The sequence below is a fragment of the Thauera propionica genome, from assembly GCF_002245655.1.
Lineage (GTDB): Bacteria > Pseudomonadota > Gammaproteobacteria > Burkholderiales > Rhodocyclaceae > Thauera > Thauera propionica.
In genome coordinates, this window is sequence record NZ_NOIH01000010.1 from 83,759 (window position 1) to 108,944 (window position 25,186).

Here is a 25,186-nt window from a genome sequence, read left to right on the forward strand (position 1 = left end):
CGGCTGCTCCACGGTGCTCCATCCCGCCCCGAGGTAGCAGGTGCTCCGGAGGCGTACGGAACGCATGGAGCACAGCGCGCCTGTCTCTGCCGCCGCTCGTACATCACCCATCGGCGATCTCCCGACGCACCGCAAAGCGCTCCAGCACAGGCCTTGCGGCACGGGCGCCCGGTTCCTGCGCTCAAGGTTGGCATCCGAGTGGCACAGCCATTGCACCCCTGCGGCAGGCCGGCCGTCGCGGGGTCGAGACTTCGCTCCCGCGGCTGCTCCAGATCATCCAGTACAACAACGGAGGAAGACATGACCCAATCCCACAAGCGACTCCACAGCCTGCGAACGGCAACCCTCGCAGCCGCACTGTCGGTCAGCGCCGCCCTCGTCCATGCCCACGGCGACGTCACGCCGCAGGCGGTCGACACCTCGGCGCTCAAGCAGATCGGCGGTGACTGGCTGGAACAGAACCCCTACCGCCAGAACGCCGACGCCATCCGCATCGGCGACTCGGCCTACAACCAGAACTGTGCCCGCTGCCACGGCCTCGGCGGGGTTTCCGGCGGCATCGCGCCCGACCTGCGCATGCTGCCGCTCGGCGACGAAGGCGACGAGTACTTCATCCAGCGCATCCGCAACGGCGTGACCCGCAACGGCGCGGTCTACATGCCGCCGTTCGAGGGCACGCTGACGCAGGAGGCGATGTGGGCGATCCGCGCCTGGCTGGAGACCGTCCATGAAGAATGAGCGCCGCCGCCTCCTGCTGGCCGCCGGCGCCGTACTCGCCCAGGCCGCCCTGCCCGGCGCGGCCCGTGCGCTGGCCGCCGACACCGCTTTCGAAACGCAGCAACCGGGGGCGCTTCGAATCGCCCTGTATGCCGACTTCCCGCCCTACTCGGCGCGCGGCAAGGGCGTGGATGTCGCGCTCGGCAAGGCGCTGGCCGAAAAGCTCGGACTGCGCGCCGAATTCGTCGAGTTTCCCCCCGGCGAGGATATGGGCGACGACCTGCGCAACATGGTGTGGCGCGGCCACTACCTCGGCACGCGCCCGGGCGACGTGATGCTGCACGTGCCCGTCGATGCTCGCTTTGCCGCACAGCACGACAAGGTGCGGATCTTCGGCCCCTACCACCTCGAGACCATGGCCATCGCCCGCAACCCGGCACGCGTGCCACCGGTCGCGGGATCGGCCGCGGTGGGGCTGGAGGTCTTCACCCGCGAAGCGATCGGCGCCGAAGTGGATACCCATGCCAGCGACTTCCTGCTCCACGTGCTGAACGGCCGCCTGCGTGAGCAGGTGCGGCACTACCGCAGCGCAGCCGAAGCCGTCGAGGCGATGCGGCGCGGCGAGATCGCTGCCGTGATGGGCACGCACACCGAACTGCAGGGCGCGCTGGGGGGCGACGGCGCCTTCGCGCTCGACCGCCTGACCTTGCCCGAGATGCGCGCCAGCCAATGGCCGATCGGCATGGCGGTGAAGGCCGACGCCGGACCGCTGGCCGATGCGCTGGCCCGCGCACTCGCCGAGTTGCAGCGCTCGGGTGCGCTCGCCCGGCTGTATGCCGAACATGGCCTGAACCTCAACACGCCCTGACACAACGCACTTTCCACCCGCAGCAAAACCACAACATCAAGAGGAGACAACACGATGAACCCACCCAGGCACCTGCGCACCGCTCTCGCCCGCACCGCCCTCGCCGGCTGTGCGCTGGCCGCGTCCGGCGCCGCCTCGGCCCTCGACGTCGATGCCGGCGACTACACCGCGCTGCCCGAAGGCACCCAACTCGCGCTGGTGTACTACCAGCACGCCGACATCGACCACCTGTACGCCGACGGCCGCAAGGGGCCGGGCAAGCTCAGCACCGATGCGGCATTGTTCCGCTACGTCTATTTCACCCGCATCGGCGACTACGTCATCGACCCGCAGATCATCGTCCCCTACGTCGGCATCGACGCCAAGGGCGCGCTGGCCGATGCCGGCGTCAACAGCCCGAGCGGCTTCGGCGACACCCTGCTCGGCGCCACGCTGTGGCTGCACAACGATCCGAAGGCGGGCGACTACTTCGGCCTCACCTATTTCCTGTCGGTACCCACCGGCGACTACGACCGCAACGACGCCCTCAACATCGGCGCCGACCGCTACAGCCACATCCTGCAGGCCGGCTACATCAAGCGCCTGAGCCCGAAATGGACGATGGACCTGGTGCTGGACGCCACGATTCACGGCGACAACAAGAGGGCCAACGCCGCCGGCGACACGCTGGAGCAGGACACGACCTGGCAAGCCCAGGCCTGGCTGCGCTACCACGTATCCGACGCGCTCGACCTGCGTGCCAGCGTGTCGCGCTACTGGGGCGGCGAGACGAAGCTGGGCGGCGTGTCGCAGGACGATGAAACGAACCGCTCGAAGTTCACGATTGGCGCGGCATGGTTCGTCGAACCCAGCCTGCAGCTGATCGCCAACGTCGGCCGCGACATCTCGGTGGACAACGGCGCCAAGGAAGACAGCCGGCTCAATCTGCGCTTGCTGAAGGTGTTCTGAGCGCCCGTCGGCGGATCATGCATCGGTCCGCCCCACTCTGCACGGGCCGCAAGCCTACAGCCCGTGCAGGGCCTTCTGCCTGGCCGACCTTCAGTCGTCCGCGCGCATCCGCCCAACCACCGTCAGCACATCGCCGTTTGCGCGCAACACCACGATCTCGCCCGAAGCCGGGTAGATGCCGCTGAGCGCGGTGACGTTGACCTGATGCGTGACGAGCACCAGCGGCCCCTGCGCGGGCACGCCAGATGCCAGCTCGCGCGCGATCAGCGCGCGCACTTCCGCTGTCTGCGCGGCTTCGCGCCCCCCGTCACGGAAGAAAGAGTTCAACCCGGCGAAGGGCGTGATCTCACCCAGGCCCAGCATGCGCGCCGTATCGAGGCAGCGGCACCACTGGCTGGAGTACACACGCGCGGCGGCGATGCCCCGCGCCCGAAACCGCTCGCCGATGCGCCGCGCCTGCTCGCGCCCCGCGGCCGAAAGATTGCGCTGGGTGGCGCAGTCCTCCACCTTGAACCCGGCCGGATCGCCCACCCCCGGGGCCGTGGCATGACGCATCAGCGCGACATGCCCGCCCCCGCGCAGCGCGGCCCACAGCGTATCGTCCGCCAGCGCGGGGGCGGATGCGACGAGACCGACAAGGAAGAGGAAGGTGAGGACGAGCGCGTTCATGCGTCCTCAGACAGGACAAGACTCGCGGAGTTTTCCGATCCGCGCAGCAGGCTGCTTGCCTTCGCGCGACCGAGGCTCCAGCGCGCGCCGAACAGGATCATGCGCGTGTTCAGATCCTCCCGCAGGCGAGGCTCGACCTCGGTCCCAAGGTCATGCAGGCGTTTGTCGACGATGGCGACGTAGCGCAGCGGATGCCGGCGCCCCAATGCGCGCCACAGGGCGTGGGCGCCGACCGACTGGCGCGCGCCACTGACGAGGCAGATGCCTTGTGCCAGCGCCCATTCATAGACCGCGGTGGCAATGCCGCGCCCCTGGTAAGCAGGAGCGTACTTCGAGTGGGGGGCCCGCACGTGGCGATCGGTGCGGCGGTCGACTTCAATCAGCCGATTGAAGACGGTGTAGCCGGCGAGGCGGCCTGCGGCGGGGTCCTCGACGTAGATGTAATGCTCGCCGTCAGCCTCGCGGTGGCGAAAGATCAGGCCGGGCAAGAGGATGGGCAGCGTGGCGCAGGCGCTCACGGGGTCTGCGGCGGTATGGAGGCGCCGGTAGAGGGTGTCGAGCTCGGTTTCGATGCTCTCCTCCGGGTGCTGGACGTCGATGCGCAGTTCCATGCGAGCAGCCCGGGCGGGCGCCGGAAGCCGGCGAAACAGCAGATCGCGCAGCCTGCGCAGCGGTGGCGGCTGCGGGAAGGCACCCGATGCGCGCGGGGAAAGAACCAGTGCGTTCATGTGCATGCCCTCCCTCAGCACGGCGCCGGGCCGGCCCACCAGCCGCTCATCAGCCCTTCGGGCTTCTCCGGCGCGCTGACACGGGCACTGCTTTCCCACGACTCGATCTGCACGTCGAGGCCGGCGAATACGCCATAGCCGCTTCCCGCACGGATGCCCTCGCCCGCCTGCAGGCTCTCGCCGGCGCGGATCGCAGCGTCGGCGCTGATCAGCCCGCCTGCCTTGATGCCCCAGCCCGCCTCCAGATGCATGGCGCCGTGGATCGAACCGCCGGCAGCAATGCCCTGAGCGACGCGGACATTCGCCTCGGCGCGGATGTCGCCCCCCACCTGCAGCCCCTTGGCGCAACGCAACACACCTTCGCTGTGCAGGTCGAGTCCGATGAAGGCGTTGCCGTCCAGCCGCAGGCGGCCGCCGCAACGCAGATCCCAGCCGATGCGCGCCTCGCCACCGCAGCGCAGGTCGCCAGCCGACTCCACGCCCCAGCCGGCACGCAGGTCGCCGTCGATGACGACACGGCCTTCACCGCGCACATTGCCCTCGACGCGGAGATCGCCGCCGACGATCAGGTCGCCGCCGACGCGCACGCCCCCGTCAACCTGCAGCCCGCCGCCGACATGCAGCTTGCCCTCGACGTCGACATTGCCGCGCACCTGCAGCGTGCCGGCGAACACGAGGGCATCGGCCTCGATCGCATCGACCACGCGGACCTCGCCGGTCGGCCCGAACTGCTCGAGCAGCCAGCATGCATCGCCGACGCGGCCAGCGGCCACCATCGTGTCGAGCAGTTCCTGATAATTCCCGCCTTCGTCGAACTGGCGCACGAACCAGCGGAACCCGTCGGTGCAGGGACGCTTTGCCCTGACAAAACTACGTGTGAGAACCATGAGACATCACCCAAGTGCAGATCTCCACCGCGCGGTGCGCGGCGATTCGGTTGCAGCCCGGGCTGGGAAAGCGTTCCGCCTGAAAATGTTCTCGTCCCCGAATGAGTCAGGGAAGTGGCCGGTCAAGGCCTTGAATTGTCGGGGGAGGCTTCAGGTTCCCGCACTGGCTGCACGTTGATCAGGGCACGAACGACATGTGCCCTGGCAAGGTGCCGTGCGGGGTGGCCTGGGATCAGTCCCGGTTCCGGCCCCGCACGGCCGAGAAAAGCACGGCCGGAGACCCCGTAACCTTGAATGCCTGCGCCAGCCTGAGGGCGTCGCGCGCCGATTCGGCGCTCAGCCGGCTGCCCACGCGCGGTCCCGCGGCGTCGAGCGCGTGCGAGAACGGGTTCGCAGCGAAAAGCGGCATGGCGAATGGAAAGTAATGCAGTGACAAACAGCCCAAAGTATACGCCATAGTCCGCGCCCGGTCCGCCCGCAGCGGCCGAAGCGGATGCGCGCCCCGGAATGAAAAGGGGCACCCGAGGGTGCCCCATGTCGGCTTTCGCCCGCCGTGCGCCGGTCAGCGCGGCCCGGATGGCCGCAGCGACCGGCGCAGGCTCGCCGCGATCACTTCAGGTCGAAACGGTCGGCGTTCATGACCTTCGTCCAGGCGGCGACGAAGTCCTTCACGAACTTCTCCTTGTTGTCGTCCTGGGCGTACAGCTCGGCGTAGGCGCGCAGGATCGAGTTGGAGCCGAACACCAGATCGACGCGGGTCGCGGTCCATCGGGTGGCGCCGCTCTTACGATCGACGATGGCGTAGCTGTTGCGCCCGGTGGGCTTCCAGCTGTAGCTCATGTCGGTGAGATTGACGAAGAAGTCGTTCGTCAGCGCGCCGACGCGATCGGTGAAGACGCCATGCTGGCTGCCGCCGTGATTGGTGCCCAGCACGCGCATGCCACCGATCAGCACCGTCATCTCCGGGGCCGTCAGGCCGAGCAACTGGGCGCGGTCGAGCAGCATCTCCTCGGGTTGGACCACATAGTCCTTCTTCTGCCAGTTGCGGAAGCCGTCATGCAGCGGCTCGAGCACTTCGAAGGACTCGACGTCGGTCTGCGCCTGCGTCGCATCACCACGACCCGGGGCGAACGGCACCTCGACGCTGAAGCCCGCGCCCCTGATCGCCTGCTCCAGGCCGACGTTGCCGCCCAGCACGATCACGTCCGCCACGCTGGCACCGGTCTCGGCGGCGATCTTCTCGTACGCCGCCAGCACCTTGGCCAGGCGCGCCGGCTCGTTGCCTTCCCAGTCTTTCTGCGGCGCAAGGCGGATGCGCGCACCGTTGGCGCCGCCGCGATAGTCCGAGCCGCGGAAGGTGCGGGCGCTGTCCCAGGCGGTGGCGACCATCTCGCTCACCGAGAACCCCGCGGCGGCGATCCTCGCCTTGACTGCGGCGACGTCGTAGTCGTGGCGGCCGGCCGGCACCGGATCCTGCCAGATCAGATCCTCGGAAGGCACGTCGGGGCCGATGTAGCGCGCCTTCGGGCCCATGTCGCGGTGGGTCAGCTTGAACCATGCACGGGCGAAGACTTCCTCGAAGTAGGCCTGGTCGTTGCGGAAACGCTCGGCGATCTTGCGGTACTCGGGGTCGAATTTCAGCGCCATGTCGGCATCGGTCATCATCGGCTTGCAGCGGATCGAGGGGTCCTCGACATCCACCGGCATGTCCTCTTCGGCGATGTTGACCGGCTCCCACTGCCAGGCGCCCGCCGGCGACTTCTGCAGCCACCAGTCGTGCTTGAACAGCATGTCGAAGTAGCCGTTGTCCCACTTGGTCGGATGCGTGGTCCACGCGCCCTCGATGCCGCTGGTCACCGTGTTGCGGCCGATGCCGCGGGTCGTGTGGTTCATCCAGCCGAAGCCCTGCTCTTCGAGGTCGGCGCCTTCCGGTGCCGGGCCGAGATTGGCCGCGCTGCCATTGCCGTGCGCCTTGCCGACGGTATGGCCGCCAGCGGTGAGCGCCACGGTTTCCTCGTCGTTCATCGCCATGCGGGCGAAGGTCACGCGCATGTCCTGGGCGGTCTTGAACGGGTCGGGCTTGCCATCGACGCCTTCGGGGTTCACGTAGATCAGGCCCATCATCACCGCGGCGAGCGGGTTCTCGAGGTCGCGCTGACCGGAGTAGCGCGAGCCCTCGCTACCGCTGGGGGCGAGCCATTCCTTCTCCGAGCCCCAGTAGATGTCCTTCTCGGGATGCCAGATGTCCTCGCGACCGAACGCGAAGCCGAAGGTCTTGAAGCCCATCGACTCGTAGGCGATGTTGCCGGCGAGGATGATGAGGTCGGCCCAGCTGACCTTGTTGCCGTACTTCCTCTTGATCGGCCACAGCAGGCGGCGGGCCTTGTCGAGGTTGCCGTTGTCCGGCCAGGAGTTGAGCGGTGCGAAACGCTGGTTACCTGTGCCGCCACCACCACGACCGTCCGCGACGCGATAGGTCCCCGCGGCATGCCACGCCATGCGGATCATCAGACCGCCGTAGTGGCCCCAGTCGGCCGGCCACCACGCCTGGCTGTCCGTCATCAGGGCCTTGAGGTCGTTCTTCAGCGCATCGACGTCGAGCTTCTTCAGTTCCTCGCGGTAATTGAAGTCCGGCCCCAGCGGGTTGGTCTTGGTATCGTGCTGGTGGAGGATGTCGAGGTTAAGCGCCTTCGGCCACCATGCCATGACCGAATTGGCCGCAGCGGTATTGCCGCCGTGGATCACCGGGCACTTGCCCGTCGCGTTCATGCTGTTCTCACTCATTTCGTTCTCCTGTCGTCACGTCGTTGGCTGAAGTCCGCGAATAACACGATCGCCCCGATTGGGCTCCGGGCCAGGCGCGATCGTTCCCGTTCGCACGCATTCCTTCGTCTTCGTCATCTGCTGCCCACGACCTCAATGTAGCAAAGCGCCATGGTCGCCACAGCAATGAGGAGTATTGAGTGAAGCTATTAGATTGTTTTTATAAACATCAATATCAACTATTGAACGACCCGTGGTACAGCACAAAGCCTTCCCTGGGCAGGTAGCGGGCGCGGCGGGAGCTTGATATCGCGCACCGTGTATCGCGCCCCGGCGGGGACATCGCGCTGACTTGGTCGCGTATTCCCATTTTGTGTCACTGCTGACACAATCGCGCCTTCGTAATTATGTATTCAAAATCACGAAATGCTGATCGACCCCGCCTTGCGACAGTCCGACGGTCGCGCGGAAACGCAGGCTGCGTGGCAGCGCCGCAGCATCGACAACGTGTGGCACCCCTGTACCCAGATGCAACGCCTGGGCACCGTGCCGCCCCTGCCGATCGCCCGCGGCGAAGGCGCGTGGCTGCATGACTACGCGGGAGCCCGCTACTTCGACGCCAACAGTTCGTGGTGGGTGAACCTTTTCGGTCACGCGGACGCCCGCATCAATGCGGCGCTGCGCGACCAACTGGAAACCCTGCCGCACGTGATGCTCGCAGGCTGCACGCATGCGCCCGCGGTCGAGCTGGCCGAGCGCCTGCGGACCATGACCGGCGGCGTGCTCGGCCATGCCTTCTATGCCAGCGATGGCGCCTCGGCGGTCGAGATCGCGCTCAAGATGAGCTTCCACGCCTGGCGCAACCAGGGGCGAAGCGACAAGAACGAGTTCGTCTGTGTGCGGCAAGGTTATCACGGTGAAACACTCGGGGCCCTGGCCGTCACCGACGTCGCCGTGTTCCGCAACACCTACGATCCGCTGCTGATGCGGGCCCATCTCGTGATGTCGCCCGATGCGCGCCAGGCCTTGGATGGCGAGACGGCAGCGGACGTGGCCGCCCGTGCGCTCGGCGACGTACGGGTACTGTTCGAGGCGCGGCACGAACACATCGCCGCCTTCATCGTCGAGCCGCTGGTGCAGTGCGCAGCCGGCATGGCGATGCACGACCCCGCTTACCTGCGCGGCGTGCGCGCCCTGTGCGACGAATTCGAAGTCCACCTGATCGCCGACGAGATCGCCGTGGGCTGCGGCCGCACCGGCAGCTTCTTCGCCTTCGAGCAGGCGGCACGCCCCGGCGAGGCGCCGCTGTGGCCCGACTTCGTCTGCCTGTCGAAAGGCATCAGCGGCGGCTACCTGCCCTTGTCGCTGGTGCTGACGCGCGATGCGATCTACGAGGTCTTTCTCGATGACGACGTGGCGCGCGGCTTCCTGCATTCGCACTCCTACACCGGCAACGCGCTCGCCTGCCGCGCCGCGCTGGCCGTGCTCGACCGCTTTGCGGAAGACGATGTGCTGGCGCGCAACCGCGCCACCGCCCCCCTGCTCAGCGCCGCGCTTGCGCCGCTTGCCGACGACACGCGCATCGAACACCTGCGCCACAAAGGCATGATCTGGGCCTTCGACGTGCCCCCAGACGTGGCGGGCGAGCGTTTCGCCGAGCGCTTCCATCTCGCCGGCCGCGCCAACGGCCTGCTGATCCGGCCGATCGGCCGCACGGTCTACCTGATGCCGCCCTACGTGCTCGACGACGACCTGGCCGCCTGGCTGGCGGCGCGCGTGCGGGCGACGCTCGACGAGACGCTCGGCGGGCACACCTCCACCCGGAGCGACAATGCTGCTTGCGCATCTGACCCGGCGACGGCTTGAGCGCGAGGCGGCGGCACTGCTGCGCCGCCGGCGTGTGGCCGCCTCGCCCTGCGCGCCCCTGCAGACCGTCGAGGACGGACGGGGCCGCTCGCGCCAACTGCTGAATTTCGGCAGCAACGACTATCTCGGCCTCGCCAGCCACCCCGTCATCGCCGCGGCACTGGCCGAAGGCGCGCAGCGCTGGGGCGCAGGCAGCGGGGCGTCGCATCTGGTCACCGGCCACAGTCTGGCCCATGCCCGGCTTGAAGGCGAACTGGCGCGGCTGCTCTCACCTTGGGTGCCGGACGCGGCGGCGTTGCTGTTCTGCAGCGGGTTCATGGCCAACCTGGCGCTGCTCACCACGCTCGGCGACGGCGAGGCCGCAATCTTCGCCGACAAGCTCAACCACGCCTCGCTGGTCGATGGCGGTCTGCTCGCCGCCGCCCGCATGCGGCGCTATCCGCATGGCCGGCTCGACCTGCTCGACGCCATGCTGCGCGACTGCGAGCAACCGATCCGGCTGATCGTCACCGACGCGGTGTTCAGCATGGACGGCGACATCGCGCCCCTGCCCGCACTGCTGGAACTGGCCGAACGCCACGACGCCTGGCTGATCATCGACGACGCTCACGGCTTCGGCGTGCTCGGTCCGAACGGAGAAGGCGCGCTGGCGCATTACGACCTGAGCAGCACGCGCCTGATCTACATGGGCACGCTGGGCAAGGCCGCCGGCGTCGCGGGCGCTTTCGTCGCCGCCCATCCGGCCATCGTCGATGCGCTGGTGCAGAGTGGGCGCAGCTACATCTACACCACCGCGATGCCGCCGGCGCTGGCGCATGCGTTGAGCGCCAGCCTGAAGCTGATTACCGGCGAGGAAGGCGCGTCACGGCGGCGACAGCTCGCCACGCTGACGGCTGCGCTGCGTGACCGCCTGTCCGGCTTGATCGCCCGCGACCCGGGCAGAGGCTGGCAACTGGCGGATTCCGCCACGCCCATCCAGCCGCTGATCGTCGGCGACAATGCCGCCGCGCTGGCGCTGGCTTCGACGCTCGACGCGGCAGGCCTGTGGGTGCCTGCGATCCGCCCGCCCACCGTGCCGGCCAATACGGCGCGGCTGCGCATCACGCTCAGCGCGGCGCACACGCTGGACGACGTCGAACGCTTATCCACAACACTGGCCGCATGCCGGCCCGGGGGGAACGGCCATGCATAAGCACCTGATCCTGCTGCAGGGCTGGGGTCTGGGTAGCGCGCCGCTGGCACCGCTGGCCGAAACCCTGCGCGTGCTCGATCCGATGCTGCGGGTGGACATCGAACCCCTGCCCGAACGGGCCAGTGGCGACCCGCGGGATTGGCTGCAGGAACTGGACGAGCGCCTTCCGCCGCAGACCTGGCTGGGCGGCTGGTCGCTCGGCGGCATGCTCGCCAGTGAACTGGCGGCGCTGCGCGGCGAACGCTGCCGCGGCCTGCTGACCCTGGCCAGCAACCCACGTTTCGTGGCGGGCGCCGACTGGTCGCACGGGATGGGCGAGGTGACCTTCAACGCCTTCGTCGAGGGCTGCCGCGCCGATCCCGCCGCCACCCTCAGACGCTTCTGCCTGCTCTGCGCGCAGGGTTCGGTGGAAGCCCGCGGCTTGGCGCGCCAACTGCAGGCCGCGGTGTCCGAGGCCGCGCCACAGGTGCTGCTGGCCGGACTGCAGGTACTCGGCAGCCTGGATGGGCGCAGTGCGCTGCAAGGCTTCGCCGGGCCGCAGTTGCACCTGTTTGCCGGTGCCGACGCCCTGGTGCCAGCCGAGGTGGCCGGCGACCTGCTGGCCTTACGGCAGAACACCGGGATCGGGCTGATCGAGGACGTCAGCCACGCCTTCCCGCTGGAACAGCCAGGCGAGGTCGCGGCGGCGATCCAGGCCTTCATCGGCGGGGACGGCGATGCTTGAGCAACTGCCTGTCGTACCGGACAAGCGTCGGGTGGCCGCCTCCTTCTCCCGTTCGGCGGGCAGCTACGACGCGGTCGCCTCGCTGCAGCGCCAGGTTGGTGCACAGTTGCTGGCGCGCCTTCCGCATCTGACCTCCCCCCGCTGGCTCGACCTGGGCTGTGGCACCGGACACTTCACCCGGCTGCTGGCCGAGCGCTTCGGCGCCGATTCGGGCGCGGCCCTGGATCTGGCCGAAGGCATGCTGCACCATGCCCGACCCCGGGGCGGTGCGCGTCATTTCATCGTCGGCGATGCCGAGGCCCTGCCGCTGCGCGACGCCAGCCTGGACCTGATCTACTCCAGCCTCGCGGTGCAGTGGTGTGGCGACTTCGCCGCCGTGCTGGGCGAGGCGCAGCGGGTGCTGCGGCCCGGCGGCGTACTGGCCTTCAGCAGCCTGTGCGCGGGCACCCTGGGCGAACTGCGCGACAGCTGGCGGGCGGTGGACGGCTTCACCCACGTCAACCGCTTCCGCGCATTCCGCGACTACGAGACCTTGTGCGCGGAAAGCGGGCTCGAGGTGAGCACGCTTGAACGCCGGGCGCAGACGCTGCACTTTACCGACCTGCGTGCGCTGACCCGTTCGCTCAAGGATCTCGGTGCGCACAACCTCAACCCCGGTCGTCCGGACGGGCTCACCAGTCCGGCGCGGATCCGCGCGCTGGCCGCTGCGTACGAGCGCTTGCGCACTCCCGAGGGTTTGCCGGCCACCTATCAGGTGGTGTACGCCGTTCTGAACAAGCGCCTGTAAGGGCCCGCAATAGAGGATGAAGGAACATGAGCCGAGCCCCGCGCCATCGTCCAGGTTTCAACGCTTTCATCGAATTTCGGGAGACGCCGTAATGGTCCGTGGCTGTTTCATCACCGGCACCGACACCGAGATCGGCAAGACCACCATCGCCGCCGCCATCGTCAGCCTGCTGGGCAAGACCGGGCTGCGCGTCGCCGGACTGAAGCCGGTCGCCGCCGGCATGAGTGCGATCGATGGCGAGCGCATCAACGAAGACGTCCATGCGCTGCGTGCGGCGAGCAGTGTGCCACTCGGCGTCGATGAGATCGCGCCTTTCCAGTTCGAGGCCGCCTGCGCGCCGCACGTCGCCGCGGCGCTCGAAGGTCGCAGCATCGACCGCGACCGCATACTCGCGACCATCCAGGCTGCGGCGGCGCGCTGCGACCGGGTGGTGGTCGAAGGCGTCGGCGGTTTCCGCGTACCTTTCGACGCCGCCGGCGACTGGGACAGCGCCGACCTGGCACGCGACCTGGGCCTGCCGGTGCTGCTGGTCGTCGGCCTGCGCCTGGGCGCGATCAACCATGCCCTGCTCACCGCCGAAGCCGTGCGTGCGCGCGGACTACGGCTGTGCGGCTGGGTCGCCAACACAGTCGACCCGGCCATGGCCCAGGCCTCCGCCACGATTGATGCCCTGACCGTCGGGCTGGGCAATGCGCCCTGCCTGGGCCTGGTGCCCCGCCTGCCGGCACCGTCACCCGAAGCCATCGCCCCGTACCTGAACGTGCCCGCGCTGCATCACCTTTTCGATTCCGATTCCACCCTCAAGGAGAGCCCATGACCACTGTCGCCACCGTGTCACCCGACGCCCTGCGCCGTACCGCACCCCAGCCCGCCCCGGTCGCCACCGGCCCCTGGCGCGTCGAAGACGTCGAGGCGCTGTTCGCCCTGCCCTTCATGGACCTGGTGTTCCGCGCCCAGCAAGTGCATCGCGAGCACTTCGACCCGAGCGAGATCCAGCTTTCGACCCTGCTGTCGATCAAGACCGGCGGCTGCGCCGAGGACTGCGGCTACTGCTCGCAATCCGCGCATTTCGACACCGGACTGAAGGCCGAGAAGCTGATGCCGGTCGACGAGGTGCTGGAAGCCGCCCGTGCCGCCAAGGCGCAGGGCGCCAGCCGCTTCTGCATGGGCGCGGCCTGGCGCTCGCCCAAGGCGCGTGACATGGAGCGCGTGACGACGATGGTGCGCGAGGTAAAGGCGCTCGGCCTCGAGACCTGCATGACGCTCGGCATGCTCGACGCCGAACAGGCCAACTCCCTGAAGGACGCCGGCCTCGACTACTACAACCACAACCTCGACACCGCACCGGAGTACTACGGCAAGGTCATCGGCACGCGGACCTACCAGGACCGCCTCGACACGCTGGACAACGTGCGCTCGGCCGGCATCAACGTCTGCAGCGGCGGCATCGTCGGCATGGGCGAGACGCGTGCGCACCGCGCTGGCCTCATCGCTCAGCTCGCCAACCTCGAGCCCTATCCCGAGTCCGTGCCCATCAACAACCTCGTCCCCATCCCGGGCACGCCGCTGGCCGACGTCGAGCCCATCGACCCCTTCGAGTTCGTACGTACCATCGCCGTCGCGCGCATCACCATGCCGCGCACCTACGTGCGCCTGTCGGCCGGGCGGGAGAAGATGGACGATGCGCTGCAGGCGCTGTGCCTGATGGCGGGCGCCAATTCGATCTTCTACGGCGACCACCTGCTGACGACCTCCAACCCGCGCACCGGACGCGACCGCAGCCTGCTCGAACGCCTCGACATGCGCATCCAGGGTCAGGGCGACTGAGACCGGCACGGCAAGGCTGGCCGCGCACGCGCCACTCGGTTAGCATGCGCGGCCCCACCCGCCCTGCGGCCCGACGCCGCCCGCCCCCATGCACGCTCCCGCCCGCGCCTGCGGCATCGACTTCGGCACCTCCAACTCCACTGTCGGCTGGCTGCGCCCCGATGCGAGCACCCTGCTCGTGCTGGAGGACGACAAACCGACCCTGCCGTCCGCGGTGTTCTTCAATGCCGACGAGGACAGCACCCATTTCGGCCGTGACGCGCTGGAACAGTACCTCGAGGGCTACGAAGGCCGGCTGATGCGCGCGCTGAAGAGCCTGCTCGGCTCCAGCCTGATCGACGGCCAGACCGAGGTCGGCGGGCGGGCGCTGCGCTTCCGCGATCTGCTGGCGAGCTTCATCGGCGAACTCAAGTGCCGCGCCGAGATGCAGGCGGGCCGCGCGTTCGACCAGGCCGTTTTCGGGCGCCCGGTGCACTTCGTCGATGACGACGAGGCCGCCGACCGCAAGGCGCAGGACACGCTGGAAGCCATTGCCCGCCAGGTCGGCTTCAGCGAGGTGAGCTTCCAGTTCGAGCCGATCGGCGCCGCGCTGCACTACGAGCGCTCGCTGACTGCCGAGGAGGTCGTGCTGATCGCCGACATCGGCGGCGGCACCGCCGACTTCTCGCTGGTTCGCCTTTCGCCCGAGCGCGCGCGGCGCGACGAGCGTGCCGACGACCTGCTCGGCAACGCCGGCGTGCACATCGGCGGCACCGATTTCGACCGCGCGCTGAGCCTGGACTGCGTGATGCCCTTGCTCGGCTACCGCGGCCTGATGAAGAACGGCGCCCATATCCCCGCCAGCCTCTACTTCCAGCTCGCCACCTGGCACACCATCAACTTCGCCTACAGTCGCCAGGCCTGGGCCGACCTGCAGAACATCTACCGCGACGCCGCGGCCCGCACCGAACTCGACCGCCTGGCACGCCTCGTCAGCCAGCGCGAGGGCCACTGGCTGGCGCTGCAGGTGGAGCAGGCCAAGATCGACCTGTCGACCGCCGCCGCCGCCCACCTCGATCTCAACCGGCTGGAAGACGGCCTGCAGCACACGATCACCACGGCGGACTTCGTCGCCGCCACCGCCACGCTGGTCGAGCGCGTCGGCGAATGCGTGGGGCAGTTGCTGCAGGACGCCGGCCTGCGGCGCGACCAGGTCGACACCGTGTACTTCACCGGCGGCGCCAGCGGCGTCGCGCAGCTGCGTGCCCGCATCGCCGCCGAACTGCCCGCTGCGCGCAGCGTGGAGGGCGACCTCTACGGCAGCATCGGCGCCGGCCTCGCGGTGGAAGCCGCGCGCCGCTACGGCTGACCGCCCCGCCCGTCCCCACGACGGGCTCCCGCCCGCTCCCCTCCTCGGCCGCCGCTCCGCGTCGCCACCCGCCTGCTCTACGGAGCGCTCCGCTCCAGCGTCCGCATGGCGCGCTGGAGCATGTGGAGCAGCCCATGTAGCAGCGTCGGCACGCGATTGCGGGCCTGCGGGCCGATGGCATGGTGCTTGCGCTTGGTGCTCCCAGGCCCGGACGCGCACGTCGCAACCGGGCTCCCGAATGGCAAACGCGCCAAACCACAAGAGGAGACCACCATGCACACCCCACTGCGCAGCGCACGCCGTCCGCGGCTGCTCGCCAGCTTCGCCGCCACGGCCTTCGCCCTCGCCGCGCTCAACGCCCAGGCCAAGGGCGTGAGCGACGACGACATCGTCAACGACGCCACCATCACCACCCAGGTCGTCACCCACGGCCTTGGCACCAAGGGGCAGCGTTACAGCCCGCTCGACCAGGTCAACATCGAGACGGTGAAGAACCTCGTGCCCGTCTGGTCCTTTTCCTTCGGCGGCGAGAAGCAGCGCGGCCAGCAGTCGCAGCCGCTGATCCACGACGGCAAGATGTACGTCACCGCCTCCTACAGCCGCATCTTCGCCCTCGACGCCACGACCGGCCAGAAGCTTTGGAAGTACGAGCATCGCCTGCCAGACGGCATCATGCCCTGCTGTGATGTGATCAACCGCGGCGCCGCGCTGTACGACGACCTGGTCATCTTCGGCACGCTCGACGCCCAGCTCGTCGCGCTGAACAAGGACACCGGCAAGGTCGTGTGGCGGCAGAAGATCGAGGACTACAAGGCGGGCTACTCCTTCACCGCCGCACCGCAGATCGTCAAGGGCATGGTCATCACCGGCAACTCGGGCGGCGAATTCGGCATCGTCGGTCGCGTCGATGCGCGCGACGCGAAGACCGGCAAGCTGATCTGGACCCGCCCGACCGTCGAAGGTCACATGGGCTACACCTACGACGCCGAAGGCAAGCCGGTGGACAACGGCATCTCCGGCACCACCAATGCCACCTGGCCGGGCGACCTGTGGAAGACCGGCGGCGCGGCACCCTGGCAGGCCGCCTACTACGACCCCGACGTCGACCTGATCTACATCGGCACCGGCAACCCCGCGCCGTGGAACAGCTGGCTGCGCCCGGGCGACAACCTGTACTCGTCGTCCACGATCGCGATCGACCCCGACACCGGCAAGATCGTGTGGCACTACCAGAGCACGCCGCACGACGGCTGGGACTTCGACGGCGTCAACGAATTCATCTCCTTCGAGTACAACGACCCCGCCACCGGCAAGCTGGTGAAGGCCGGCGGCAAGGCCGACCGCAACGGCTTCTTCTTCGTCAATGACCGCACCGACGGCAAACTGCTCAACGCCTTCCCCTTCGTGAACCGCATCGACTGGGCCAAGGGCATCGACCTCAAGACCGGGCGTCCGATCTACGACGAGGAGAAGCGTCCCGGCAACCCCTTCGCCGAAGGCGTGGGCGAGGACAAGAAGGGCAAGGTGGTGTTCAACGCGCCCTCCTTCCTCGGCGGCAAGAACCAGATGCCGATGGCCTTCAGCCCGAAGACCGGCTACTTCTACGTGCCCGCCAACGAATGGGGCATGGACATCTGGAACGAGCCCATCTCGTACAAGCGCGGCGCGGCCTACCTCGGCGCGGGCTTCACCATCAAGCCGCTGCACGAGGACTTCATCGGCGCGATGCGTGCGGTGGACCCGGTGAGCGGCAAGATCGTGTGGGAGGTGAAGAACAACGCGCCGCTGTGGGGTGGCGTGATGACCACCGGTGGCGACCTGGTGTTCTATGGCACGCCCGAGGGCTACCTGAAGGCGATCGACGCCCGCAACGGCAAGGAGCTGTGGCAGTTCCAGACCGGTTCGGGCGTGATCGCGCCGCCGGTGACCTGGGAGCAGGACGGCGAGCAGTACGTCGCCGTCGTCTCGGGCTGGGGCGGCGCCGTGCCGCTGTGGGGCGGCGACGTGGCCAAGCGGGTGAACATGCTCGAGCAGGGGGGCTCCGTCTGGGTGTTCAAGCTGCACAAGTCCTGAGCCTGCCGGCCGGGCCGCGCCCGCCGCGCGGCCCGGCGCCATTTCTTCCACGAAGGAGTCCCCGCAATGAAGACCCGCATCCTCAACGGCGCACTCGCCGCCGCGCTCGCTGTAACGGTCGCCGGCAGCGCCCTGGCCGCCGACCGCGGCACGCCGGCCGAAGCCCGCGCCATGTTCGACCAGGCCGTGCAGTACATGGAGACAAACGGCGCCGAACGCGCCTTCGCCGCCTTCAACAACCAGAAAGGCCAGTTCGTCCGCAAGGACCTGTACGTGTTCGTGATCGACGACCAGGGCGTCTACCACGCCAGCGGCGCCGCGCCCGAGGCGCTGGTCGGTCTGAAGGTGCTCGACACCACCGACGCCGCCGGCACGCCACTGTTCCGCGAGATGATCGACGCCACGCGCAAGGCGCCCGAAGCCACGGTGCGCTACGTATGGCTGAACCGGACCACCAACAAGGTCGAGCCCAAGGCGAGCTACGTGCGCAAGATCGGCGACTACGTGCTCGGTGTGGGGCACTACCTCGAATGAAGCCCGCCCACCCCGCGCGACGGACCGTGTGCGCCGCGCTCGGCCTCGCCTGCGCGGCCGCCCTGCCGTTCGTTGCCGCGGGGCGGGTGCTCGCCGCCGCGCCGGCGTTGCAGCCCGGCGCGGACCCGCTCGACTCCTCGCGCTGGGACGACATGCGGCGCGCCTTCTTCGCCGACGCGCCGGTGGTGTTCGACGACCGCATCGCGGTCACCGCGCCGTTCAGCGCCGAAGACCCGCTCAACGTGCCGGTGGCCATCGACGCCACCGCGCTGGGTGCGGTGCGCGAGGTGCTGGTGTTCGCCGACTTCAATCCCATCGTCAAGGCGCTGCGGGTGGAACCGCTGGCCGCGCCGGCCGCCTTCGGCCTGCGCCTGAAGCTGCAGCAGTCGAGCCCGGTACGTGCCGCCGCGCGCACCGCCGATGGCACCTGGCACCTCGGCGGCGCCTGGGTGCGCACCAGCGGCGGCGGCTGCACCCTGCCTTCGCTCGGCTCGGGCTCGGCCGAATGGCAGCAGCGCCTCAACGAGGTCGGCGCCCGCCTGTGGCCGGGCGTGGGCCATGGTGACCGTCTGCGGCTGCGCATCGTGCATCCGATGGACACCGGACTCGCACCGGGCATCCCCGCCTTCCACATCGAGACGCTCGAGATCGCCGACGGCGCCGGCCGCGTGCTGGTGCGCGCCGAAGCCTTTGAACCGGTGTCGGAGAACCCCGTGTTCAGCTTCGACCTGCCGGCAGGGATCGGCGCGGCCGGCCCGCTGCGCATCCGCGGACGCGACAACAACGGCAACCTCATCGACGCCGAGGTGAGACCGTGAAGCGGCTCGGCTCCACCGCCCGCAGCTGGCGGTATGTCTTGCTGGCTTTCATGCTCGCCCCGTTGCTGCTCGCGCTTGCCCTCGATCGCGCTCACGCCCGGGACTCGGCCGCCTTCGACTACGGCCTCGTGCCGCGCCAGATCGCCGACGGCGTGTATGTGCTGGAGGGCCGCAAGGAGGACTTCTCCACCGCCAATGGCGGCGACATCGCCAACACCGGCTTCATCGTCGGCACGGCCGGGGTGATCGTCATCGACACGGGTTCCTCGCGCCGCTACGGCGAGCAGATGCGCGTCGCCATTGCCCGCATCACCCCGCTGCCGGTGGTGCTGACGATCAACACCCACCACCACCCCGACCACTTTCTCGGCAACCAGGCCTTCCCGCCCGACACGCTCGCCGCCCTGCCTGCCACCATCGCCGGCATCGAGGCCGAAGGCGGCGCCTTCAACGACAACCTCTACCGCCTGGTCGGCGACTGGATGCGCGACACCGAGGTGGTGGTGCCACGCCGCCGTCTTGCCGCCGGCCGGCAGCTTGTCGCCGGGCGTGACATCGAGCTGCTGGCGCTCGGTGGCCACACCGCGGCCGACCTGGTGGTGATCGACCACGTCAGCGGCACGGTGTTCGCGGCCGATCTCGTCTTCAACGGCCGTGCCCCGACCACGCCACACGCCGACATTCCGCGCTGGATGGAGGCAATCGCGCAGCTTGAGCGGCTACCGGCCCGTCGCTGGGTGCCCGGCCACGGCGCGGTCCACGAGGACACCGAGCCGCTCCGCCAGACACGCGCCTATCTCGACTGGCTGTCCCGCACACTGCAGGCCGCGGCGGAAAGCGGGCTGGACATGGCCGAAGCGATGACGCTGCCGGTCGCGGCGGAATTCCGCACGCTCGCGCTCGTCGAACACGAGTACCGACGTTCGGTCGTGCATCTCTTCCCGGCGGCGGAGCGCGCCGCACTCGGCAGCCGCTGAACCGGTCGTGGCGTCATCCGGGCGCGCCTTGCAAGACGCGCCCGTGGCGTGCAGCATGCAGCCGTGCCGAGATCATGCGGAATCCTTCAGGGAATCAGCCATGTCCCCGTCCCCGCTCGCTCAAAATCCACGCAAGCCGTCGTCTGCCGGCCGCCGGTTCGCCATTGTCTTGCTCGCCGGCCTGTCGCTGCTCGCCCTGCCTGCGCTGGGCAACGTCTTCGGCGAGGACGGCCGCGCCTACAAGCCGGCAACCGAGCCGGTGCTGCGCGCGGTCGGCATGCTGAGCAAGGGCGAACGACAGGTCGGCAGCGCCTTCCTGGTGGGGGAGTGCCACGCCGTCACCGCCCATCACTCCGCCTTTCTCGGCGACGACGAAGGTCGCGGGCTGACGCTGCACATCGGCCCCGACCCGCTCAACGCCGGCCGCTTCTCCGAGCACATCCCCGCCCGGCCGGTGCTCGCCGGCCGCTACTTCCCCGGCTCCGCGGTCGGCATGCGCGGCGACTGGGCGGTGCTGGAACTGGACGACTGTGCCGGGCGCCGCTATGGCTACCTGCCGGTGGCCGACGACGGCGAGGCCGACCGTCCGCCGGCCGGGCCGCTGATGACGGTCAGCTTCCCGCGCGACAAGCGCCGGCCCGGCGTAGCCGTCGAGGAAGGCTGTCGCGCGCGGGAGAGCGGGCCGGTATTCGGCCTCATCGGCGTCGATTGCGCCTTCGGTGCTGGGATGTCGGGCGGCCCGGTGCTCGAGCGCCAGGCCAACGGGCAGTGGAAGGTGATCGGGCTGATCCAGTTGCGCCACGCGCCGACCGAGCGCGTGCTGCCCGCCTACAGCCATCGCCACCGCAACCAGATGCTGCACGCCGCCACTTTCGTGCGGCAGGTGCAGCAACTCATCGGTCAGCGCGGCACTTCGGCACTGCCCAGGTCGGCACTGCCGACACTGGTGCCATCGAGCGCCTCGATCAGCGCGAACAAGCGGCGGTAGAAATCGGGATCGGTCACGGTTTCCTCGCCGACCTTCACCATCGCCTCCTTGTCCGCCGACCACGGCAGCGAGATCGAGCCGAGGCCGGCCACGCTGACGCCGGTGCTGGTCGAGGCGGCCTTCAGCGCAAAGCGCGTTTGCAGCGCGTTGGCGTAGACCACCGCGCCGACGTTGCTCGGCAGGCAGACCAGGGTGATGTCGAGGCTCACGCCCTGATCCGGCTTGGGCTGGAACAGCTTCTGCCCCTTCACCCGCACCGGGTCGGTGCCGTCGATCTGGTAGCCCTGGCTCAGCAGTGCGCGCTTGCCCAGTTCGCAGGCACCGGCCGGCTCGCGCGTGCTCCAGGTCACGAAGGGCGACTCGCGCTGGAAGGATTCGGACTGATACACCGCCGGGGGTGCCGACGCGCAACCTGCACCCACCAAGGTGACGGCAGAAGCAAGAAACGGGACGAGACGACGGCGGGCGCAGGACATGAAGCAGGCTTCCGGGCAGATCGGGAAAGTCGGAGCCCGAATGTTAGAGCATCCGGCCCCCGCCTGCGCGGCGCCTGTCGCCGCGTTAACAGGAACTTACATCCGCTCGCCGCGCAGCGCACGCAGGTGCCAGTCGAAGACCTCGCCCAGCAGGTGCGGCGTGTGGCGACCCGGCCCATGGGCAAGCGCGCGCTCGTGATAGTCGCGCAGCGCGGGACGAAAGTCGGGATGCGCGCAGTTGTCGATGACCACCTTGGCGCGCTGGCGCGGCGACAGCCCGCGCAGGTCGGCGAGGCCTTGCTCGGTCACCAGCACCTGCACGTCGTGCTCGGTGTGATCGACGTGCGACACCATCGGCACGATGCACGAGATCGCGCCGCCCTTGGCCTGCGACGGCGTCATGAAGATCGACAGGTAGGCGTTGCGCGCGAAGTCGCCCGAGCCGCCGATGCCGTTCATGATCTTCGAGCCCATCACATGGGTCGAATTGACGTTGCCGTAGATGTCGGCCTCGATCAAGCCGTTCATTGCGATCACGCCCAGGCGCCGGATCACCTCGGGGTGGTTGCTGATCTCCTGCGGGCGCAGCACGATGCGCTCGCGGTAACGGTCGAGGTCGGCGTTGAGCTCGGCCAGCGCCTCGTTGCTGAGCGAGAAGGCGGTGGCCGAGGCGTGCGCGAGCTTGCCCGACTTGATCATCTCCAGCATGCCGTCCTGCAGCACCTCGGTGTAGGCGGTGAGGTTCTCGAACGGCCCCTCGTTGAGCCCGGCCATCACCGCGTTGGCGATGTTGCCCACGCCCGACTGCAGCGGCAGCAGATCGGCGGGCAGGCGGCCCTTCTTCACCTCGTGCTGCAGGAACTCGAGGATGTGGCCGGCGATGCGGCGCGAGTTCTCGTCCGGCGCAGAGAAGGCCGAGTTGCGGTCCGGGCTATGGGTTTCGACCACCGCGATGACCTTGCCCGGGTCACAGCGCAGGTAAGGCTCGCCGATGCGGTCGGCCGCGCCCACCAGCGGAATCGGCTTGCGGTGCGGCGGCAGCTGGGTGCCGTAGTAGATGTCGTGCATGCCCTCGAGCCTGGAGTTCTGCCACGAATTGACCTCGAGGATGACCTTGTCCGCCTGCTCCAGCCAGGTCTTGTTGTTGCCCACCGACGAGGACGGGATCAGCCGGCCGTCGGGCAGGATACCCGCCACCTCGACCACCGCCACGTCGAGCTTGCCGAGGAAGCCGAACCACACGAACTGCGCCACGTGCGACAGGTGGATGTCGATGTATTCCATCTCGCCGGCGTTGATGCGCTCGCGGCACACCGGGTCGGACTGGTAGGGCAGGCGCATCTCGATGCCGTCGACCTTAGCCAGCGCGCCGTCGAGTTCGGGCGCGGTCGACGCCCCGGTCCACACCCCGATGCGGAAGCGCTGGCCGCGCGCATTCTCGGCCTCGATACGCCGCGCGAGCGCCGCCGGCACCGCCTTCGGGTAGCCGGAGCCGGTGAAGCCGCTCATGCCGACATTGACGCCGGAGGGGATCAGGGCCGCGGCCTCGTCGGCCGACATGATCTTGGCGCCCAGGGCGGCGCAGTGGATGCGGGATTCGCTCATCGGATGGCTCTCAAAAGAAACGCGCCAGTCCTTGCGGAAAATGGCGCGCAAACCCGGTCGCCCGAAGGGGGTCCGGCGCCCCGCCCAAGGAGAGGAGGGAGGGACGGGGTGCCGGGGGGCATTACCGATACATGAGCGCGCAGTCTAGTCGGCGGCTGGCTGCGCCACAAACGACGATTTATTATTCGATGATTAAGCTCCACTTAACCATCGCGCCATGACCTACCGTCTCCCCAGCCTGCCCCTGCTGCGCACCTTCGAGGCTGCGGCACGCCACCTGAGCTTCAAGAAGGCGGCCGCCGAGGTGTGCGTGACGCCGGCCGCCGTCAGCCAGCAGATCCGCGCGCTGGAGGCCTATCTGGGCGTGCCGCTGTTCCATCGCAAGGTGCGCGCGCTGGCCCTCACCGAGCACGGCGCGGCGATGCTGCCGGGCATCCGCAAGGGCTTCGACTGCCTCGCCGCCGCGGTGGAAAGCACGCGGCAAGCGTCGGCCGGCCCGCTGGTCGTCACCGCGCCGCCCTCCTTCGCCAGCCACTGGCTCGTGCCCCGTCTGCCCCGCTTTGCCGCCGCACATCCCGATGTTGACCTGCGGCTCGCCAGCACCTCCGACACGGTGGATGGCCCGCGCGAGGCCAGCGTGCTCGACAGCCTGCGCACCGACCCGCGCGAGGCACGCAGCGACGTGGCAATCCTCTACGGCAAGGGGCGTTATCCCGGTTTTCGTGTCGTACCCCTGTTCGCCCCAGACTACGTGCCGGTGTGCGCCCCTTCGCTGGTCGAGGCCGGCTTGCACGCACCGCCAGACCTCCCGCGCTTCGCGCTGATCCACGACGACACCCTCAGCGACGTCGGCTGGACCGCCTGGCTGCACAAGGCCGGGCTGGACCCGCAACTCGCACGCCGCGGACGCCATTTTTCCAACGCTGCGCTCGCGCTGGCCGCCACCCTCGACGGCCAGGGCGTCGTGCTCGCCCCACGGCCGCTGGTGGCAGAGCGCATCCGCGCCGGCCACCTCGTCATTCCCTTCGATCTCGGCCTGCCCTCGCCCAGCGCCTACTACCTGGTGATGCACGAGCGCGTGGCGAACCGCCCCGCGCCGCAGGCCCTGGAACGCTGGCTGCTGCATGAAGCGGCACAATAGCGCCCGTCGCCATCAGTCCTCACCGCCACGAGACAGGAGAGCCGCCACAATGACCGTCGCACCCGATACGCCCCGCCCGCACTACCCCATTGCGATCGTCGGCGCGGGAGCGCTTGGCCTCGCCTTCGCCGCGCGGCTTGTCGCCACCGGCCGGGTGGCGGTGATCGCGCGCAATGCGGCGCGCGCAGCCGAGCTGGCGCGCGGTGTGCAGATCGGCGGCCAGTCACGCCGGCTCGACGTCTTCGCCCCCGACACCCTGCCCACCGCCGACTGGGCGGTGCTGCTGGTGAAGACCGGCGACACCGCCGACGCCGCCCGGCTCGCCGGCGCGCTGCAGCCGCGCGGCCTGCTGTCGCTGCAGAACGGACTGATCGAGGCGCAGTTGCGCGCGGCCTGCCCGGCGGTGACAGTCGGCCAGGGCGTGACGACCGAAGGCGCCTACCGCGACGCGGCCGGCATCCACCCGTCGGGCGCCGGCGAAACCCTCTTGCCGCCCGGCTTCGAGGACCTCGCGGCGCTGTTCGTGCGCGCCGGCTTCGTCGCCCGCGTCGATCCCGACATCGTCCGTGCCCGGCTCGCCAAGCTGCTGATCAACCTCGCCATCAACCCGCTCGCGGCGCTGTTCCGCGTGCCCAACGGCGCCCTGCTCGAACCGCCGCACCGCGCACTGCTCGACGCCCTGGTGCGCGAGGCGCTGCCGGTACTGCGCGCCAACGGCCTCGAGCTCGACGAAGCGGCAGCACTCGCGCGAGTGCATGGCGTCGCCCGCGCCACCGCCGCCAACCGCGCCAGCATGCTGCAAGACGTGCTTGCCGGCCGCCGCACCGAGATCGACGCCATCACCGGCGCGCTGCTCCCAATGGCCGAGGCGGCCGGACTCGAAGTGCCGACGCATCGCGCGGTGCATACCCTGGTGCGCACGATCGAACGCGGCACGTTTGACAGCGCCGGGGGCCAGGGCTAACCTCCGCCCCTGTTCATGGTTGTCCGCTGTCATCGGCGGACATGAAAAGGGAATCCGGTGCCGCGCCCAGCGCGAAACCCGGAGCTGCCCCCGCAACTGTAATCGGCGAGTCCTGCGCCCTCTCTGCCACTGGAAATCTTCCGGGAAGGCTGGCGCAAGGCGATGACCCGTGAGCCAGGAGACCTGCCATGCACATCACCTTCAACAGTTTGGGGCGGGGTGTCCCTGACAAGAGGCATGGCTCACACCATTTCACTTGCTCGTTTTCCTGATGGCACGGCAGCAC

General features: G+C 69.0%; 23 protein-coding genes and 1 riboswitch. Of the genes, 17 read left to right on the top strand and 6 right to left on the bottom strand.

Annotation, left to right across the window (positions count from 1 at the left end; translation table 11 throughout):
• The first annotated feature begins 300 nt into the window (after window positions 1-300).
• The 3 genes from pedF to CGK74_RS10170 are packed head-to-tail and all read left to right on the top strand — an operon-like array spanning window position 301 to window position 2,533.
• Complete coding sequence (pedF, locus tag CGK74_RS10160) at window positions 301-738, top strand: cytochrome c-550 PedF (protein ID WP_094268375.1); 438 nt, start codon at window positions 301-303, stop codon at window positions 736-738.
• Complete coding sequence (locus tag CGK74_RS10165; RefSeq protein WP_094268376.1) at window positions 728-1,585, top strand: substrate-binding periplasmic protein; 858 nt, start codon at window positions 728-730, stop codon at window positions 1,583-1,585. The genes pedF and CGK74_RS10165 overlap by 11 nt, the downstream gene beginning before the upstream one ends.
• Window positions 1,586-1,639: 54 nt before the next feature.
• Window positions 1,640-2,533, top strand: a complete 894-nt coding sequence (locus CGK74_RS10170; RefSeq protein WP_094268377.1) for a transporter — start codon at window positions 1,640-1,642, stop codon at window positions 2,531-2,533.
• Between the two features lie 90 nt (window positions 2,534-2,623).
• Here the strand turns inward: CGK74_RS10170 and CGK74_RS10175 are convergent, their stop codons facing one another.
• The 4 genes from CGK74_RS10175 to katG form a co-directional block, all read right to left on the bottom strand.
• The gene (locus tag CGK74_RS10175) at window positions 2,624-3,202 is read right to left on the bottom strand and encodes a histidine phosphatase family protein (RefSeq protein WP_094268378.1); all 579 of its coding nucleotides are present in this window, start codon (window positions 3,200-3,202) and stop codon (window positions 2,624-2,626) included.
• A complete protein-coding gene (locus tag CGK74_RS10180; protein WP_094268455.1) occupies window positions 3,199-3,930 on the bottom strand; it encodes a GNAT family N-acetyltransferase in 732 nt (243 codons plus the stop codon). Before CGK74_RS10180 ends, CGK74_RS10175 begins: the two co-directional genes overlap by 4 nt.
• A 14-nt stretch (window positions 3,931-3,944) precedes the next feature.
• A complete protein-coding gene (locus tag CGK74_RS10185; RefSeq protein WP_094268379.1) occupies window positions 3,945-4,817 on the bottom strand; it encodes a bactofilin family protein in 873 nt (290 codons plus the stop codon).
• Between the two features lie 609 nt (window positions 4,818-5,426).
• Complete coding sequence (gene katG / locus CGK74_RS10195; protein WP_094268381.1) at window positions 5,427-7,601, bottom strand: catalase/peroxidase HPI; 2,175 nt, start codon at window positions 7,599-7,601, stop codon at window positions 5,427-5,429.
• Between the two features lie 405 nt (window positions 7,602-8,006).
• On the opposite strand from katG, the gene bioA reads away from it, so the two are divergent.
• The 12 genes from bioA (at window position 8,007) to CGK74_RS10255 (ending at window position 20,714) form a co-directional block, all read left to right on the top strand.
• Window positions 8,007-9,446, top strand: coding sequence for an adenosylmethionine--8-amino-7-oxononanoate transaminase (gene bioA / locus CGK74_RS10200; RefSeq protein ID WP_094268382.1), 1,440 nt, complete (start codon window positions 8,007-8,009; stop codon window positions 9,444-9,446).
• Window positions 9,412-10,638 (top strand): 8-amino-7-oxononanoate synthase, encoded by a 1,227-nt coding sequence (bioF, locus tag CGK74_RS10205; RefSeq protein WP_094268383.1) that lies wholly within the window; start codon window positions 9,412-9,414, stop codon window positions 10,636-10,638. Before bioA ends, bioF begins: the two co-directional genes overlap by 35 nt.
• Window positions 10,631-11,362 (top strand): alpha/beta fold hydrolase, encoded by a 732-nt coding sequence (locus tag CGK74_RS10210; RefSeq protein ID WP_094268384.1) that lies wholly within the window; start codon window positions 10,631-10,633, stop codon window positions 11,360-11,362. The genes bioF and CGK74_RS10210 overlap by 8 nt, the downstream gene beginning before the upstream one ends.
• Window positions 11,355-12,149 carry a malonyl-ACP O-methyltransferase BioC gene (gene bioC / locus CGK74_RS10215; RefSeq protein ID WP_094268385.1) on the top strand — a complete coding sequence of 265 codons (795 nt, stop codon included), beginning with the start codon at window positions 11,355-11,357 and terminating at the stop codon, window positions 12,147-12,149. Before CGK74_RS10210 ends, bioC begins: the two co-directional genes overlap by 8 nt.
• 91 nt (window positions 12,150-12,240) lie before the next feature.
• Entirely contained in the window at window positions 12,241-12,966 is a 726-nt protein-coding gene (gene bioD / locus CGK74_RS10220; RefSeq protein WP_094268386.1) for a dethiobiotin synthase, read from the top strand.
• On the top strand, window positions 12,963-13,976 hold the full coding sequence (bioB, locus tag CGK74_RS10225) for a biotin synthase BioB (protein WP_094268387.1): 1,014 nt from the start codon (window positions 12,963-12,965) through the stop codon (window positions 13,974-13,976). Before bioD ends, bioB begins: the two co-directional genes overlap by 4 nt.
• A gap of 88 nt (window positions 13,977-14,064) precedes the next feature.
• Window positions 14,065-15,324, top strand: coding sequence for an Hsp70 family protein (locus CGK74_RS10230; protein WP_094268388.1), 1,260 nt, complete (start codon window positions 14,065-14,067; stop codon window positions 15,322-15,324).
• Window positions 15,325-15,597: 273 nt separating this feature from the next.
• Window positions 15,598-17,397 carry a methanol/ethanol family PQQ-dependent dehydrogenase gene (locus CGK74_RS10235; RefSeq protein ID WP_094268389.1) on the top strand — a complete coding sequence of 600 codons (1,800 nt, stop codon included), beginning with the start codon at window positions 15,598-15,600 and terminating at the stop codon, window positions 17,395-17,397.
• Between the two features lie 66 nt (window positions 17,398-17,463).
• Window positions 17,464-17,931, top strand: coding sequence for a cache domain-containing protein (locus CGK74_RS10240; RefSeq protein WP_094268390.1), 468 nt, complete (start codon window positions 17,464-17,466; stop codon window positions 17,929-17,931).
• Window positions 17,928-18,749, top strand: coding sequence for a quinoprotein dehydrogenase-associated SoxYZ-like carrier (locus CGK74_RS10245; RefSeq protein WP_240498685.1), 822 nt, complete (start codon window positions 17,928-17,930; stop codon window positions 18,747-18,749). Before CGK74_RS10240 ends, CGK74_RS10245 begins: the two co-directional genes overlap by 4 nt.
• Complete coding sequence (locus CGK74_RS10250) at window positions 18,746-19,726, top strand: quinoprotein relay system zinc metallohydrolase 1 (protein WP_094268391.1); 981 nt, start codon at window positions 18,746-18,748, stop codon at window positions 19,724-19,726. The genes CGK74_RS10245 and CGK74_RS10250 overlap by 4 nt, the downstream gene beginning before the upstream one ends.
• A gap of 100 nt (window positions 19,727-19,826) precedes the next feature.
• Complete coding sequence (locus CGK74_RS10255; protein WP_133091823.1) at window positions 19,827-20,714, top strand: trypsin-like serine peptidase; 888 nt, start codon at window positions 19,827-19,829, stop codon at window positions 20,712-20,714.
• Here CGK74_RS10255 and CGK74_RS10260 read toward each other — a convergent pair.
• Window positions 20,627-21,190, bottom strand: coding sequence for a DUF2242 domain-containing protein (locus CGK74_RS10260; RefSeq protein ID WP_240498686.1), 564 nt, complete (start codon window positions 21,188-21,190; stop codon window positions 20,627-20,629). The genes CGK74_RS10255 and CGK74_RS10260 overlap by 88 nt on opposite strands.
• A gap of 96 nt (window positions 21,191-21,286) precedes the next feature.
• Window positions 21,287-22,795: an acetyl-CoA hydrolase/transferase family protein gene (locus CGK74_RS10265; protein ID WP_094268457.1), complete on the bottom strand. Its 1,509-nt coding sequence runs from the start codon at window positions 22,793-22,795 to the stop codon at window positions 21,287-21,289.
• A 217-nt stretch (window positions 22,796-23,012) separates the two neighbouring features.
• Between CGK74_RS10265 and gcvA the strand changes: the two genes are divergently transcribed.
• Window positions 23,013-23,936 (top strand): transcriptional regulator GcvA, encoded by a 924-nt coding sequence (gcvA, locus tag CGK74_RS10270; RefSeq protein WP_094268393.1) that lies wholly within the window; start codon window positions 23,013-23,015, stop codon window positions 23,934-23,936.
• A 49-nt stretch (window positions 23,937-23,985) separates the two neighbouring features.
• A complete protein-coding gene (locus CGK74_RS10275; protein WP_094268394.1) occupies window positions 23,986-24,900 on the top strand; it encodes a ketopantoate reductase family protein in 915 nt (304 codons plus the stop codon).
• Window positions 24,900-25,105, top strand: a riboswitch (cobalamin riboswitch). It overlaps the preceding gene by 1 nt.
• Window positions 25,106-25,186: the final 81 nt, after the last annotated feature.

Excerpts from the sequence above, each read along its gene's own strand:
- pedF (WP_094268375.1), top strand. The coding sequence starts at position 301 with ATGACCCAATCCCACAAGCGACTCCACAGCCTGCGAACGGCAACCCTC.
- CGK74_RS10165 (WP_094268376.1), top strand. The coding sequence starts at position 728 with ATGAAGAATGAGCGCCGCCGCCTCCTGCTGGCCGCCGGCGCCGTACTC.
- CGK74_RS10170 (WP_094268377.1), top strand. The coding sequence starts at position 1,640 with ATGAACCCACCCAGGCACCTGCGCACCGCTCTCGCCCGCACCGCCCTC.
- CGK74_RS10175 (WP_094268378.1), bottom strand. The coding sequence starts at position 3,202 with ATGAACGCGCTCGTCCTCACCTTCCTCTTCCTTGTCGGTCTCGTCGCA.
- CGK74_RS10180 (WP_094268455.1), bottom strand. The coding sequence starts at position 3,930 with ATGAACGCACTGGTTCTTTCCCCGCGCGCATCGGGTGCCTTCCCGCAG.
- CGK74_RS10185 (WP_094268379.1), bottom strand. The coding sequence starts at position 4,817 with ATGGTTCTCACACGTAGTTTTGTCAGGGCAAAGCGTCCCTGCACCGAC.
- katG (WP_094268381.1), bottom strand. The coding sequence starts at position 7,601 with ATGAGTGAGAACAGCATGAACGCGACGGGCAAGTGCCCGGTGATCCAC.
- bioA (WP_094268382.1), top strand. The coding sequence starts at position 8,007 with ATGCTGATCGACCCCGCCTTGCGACAGTCCGACGGTCGCGCGGAAACG.
- bioF (WP_094268383.1), top strand. The coding sequence starts at position 9,412 with ATGCTGCTTGCGCATCTGACCCGGCGACGGCTTGAGCGCGAGGCGGCG.
- CGK74_RS10210 (WP_094268384.1), top strand. The coding sequence starts at position 10,631 with ATGCATAAGCACCTGATCCTGCTGCAGGGCTGGGGTCTGGGTAGCGCG.
- bioC (WP_094268385.1), top strand. The coding sequence starts at position 11,355 with ATGCTTGAGCAACTGCCTGTCGTACCGGACAAGCGTCGGGTGGCCGCC.
- bioD (WP_094268386.1), top strand. The coding sequence starts at position 12,241 with ATGGTCCGTGGCTGTTTCATCACCGGCACCGACACCGAGATCGGCAAG.
- bioB (WP_094268387.1), top strand. The coding sequence starts at position 12,963 with ATGACCACTGTCGCCACCGTGTCACCCGACGCCCTGCGCCGTACCGCA.
- CGK74_RS10230 (WP_094268388.1), top strand. The coding sequence starts at position 14,065 with ATGCACGCTCCCGCCCGCGCCTGCGGCATCGACTTCGGCACCTCCAAC.
- CGK74_RS10235 (WP_094268389.1), top strand. The coding sequence starts at position 15,598 with ATGCACACCCCACTGCGCAGCGCACGCCGTCCGCGGCTGCTCGCCAGC.
- CGK74_RS10240 (WP_094268390.1), top strand. The coding sequence starts at position 17,464 with ATGAAGACCCGCATCCTCAACGGCGCACTCGCCGCCGCGCTCGCTGTA.
- CGK74_RS10245 (WP_240498685.1), top strand. The coding sequence starts at position 17,928 with ATGAAGCCCGCCCACCCCGCGCGACGGACCGTGTGCGCCGCGCTCGGC.
- CGK74_RS10255 (WP_133091823.1), top strand. The coding sequence starts at position 19,827 with ATGTCCCCGTCCCCGCTCGCTCAAAATCCACGCAAGCCGTCGTCTGCC.
- CGK74_RS10260 (WP_240498686.1), bottom strand. The coding sequence starts at position 21,190 with ATGTCCTGCGCCCGCCGTCGTCTCGTCCCGTTTCTTGCTTCTGCCGTC.
- CGK74_RS10265 (WP_094268457.1), bottom strand. The coding sequence starts at position 22,795 with ATGAGCGAATCCCGCATCCACTGCGCCGCCCTGGGCGCCAAGATCATG.
- gcvA (WP_094268393.1), top strand. The coding sequence starts at position 23,013 with ATGACCTACCGTCTCCCCAGCCTGCCCCTGCTGCGCACCTTCGAGGCT.
- CGK74_RS10275 (WP_094268394.1), top strand. The coding sequence starts at position 23,986 with ATGACCGTCGCACCCGATACGCCCCGCCCGCACTACCCCATTGCGATC.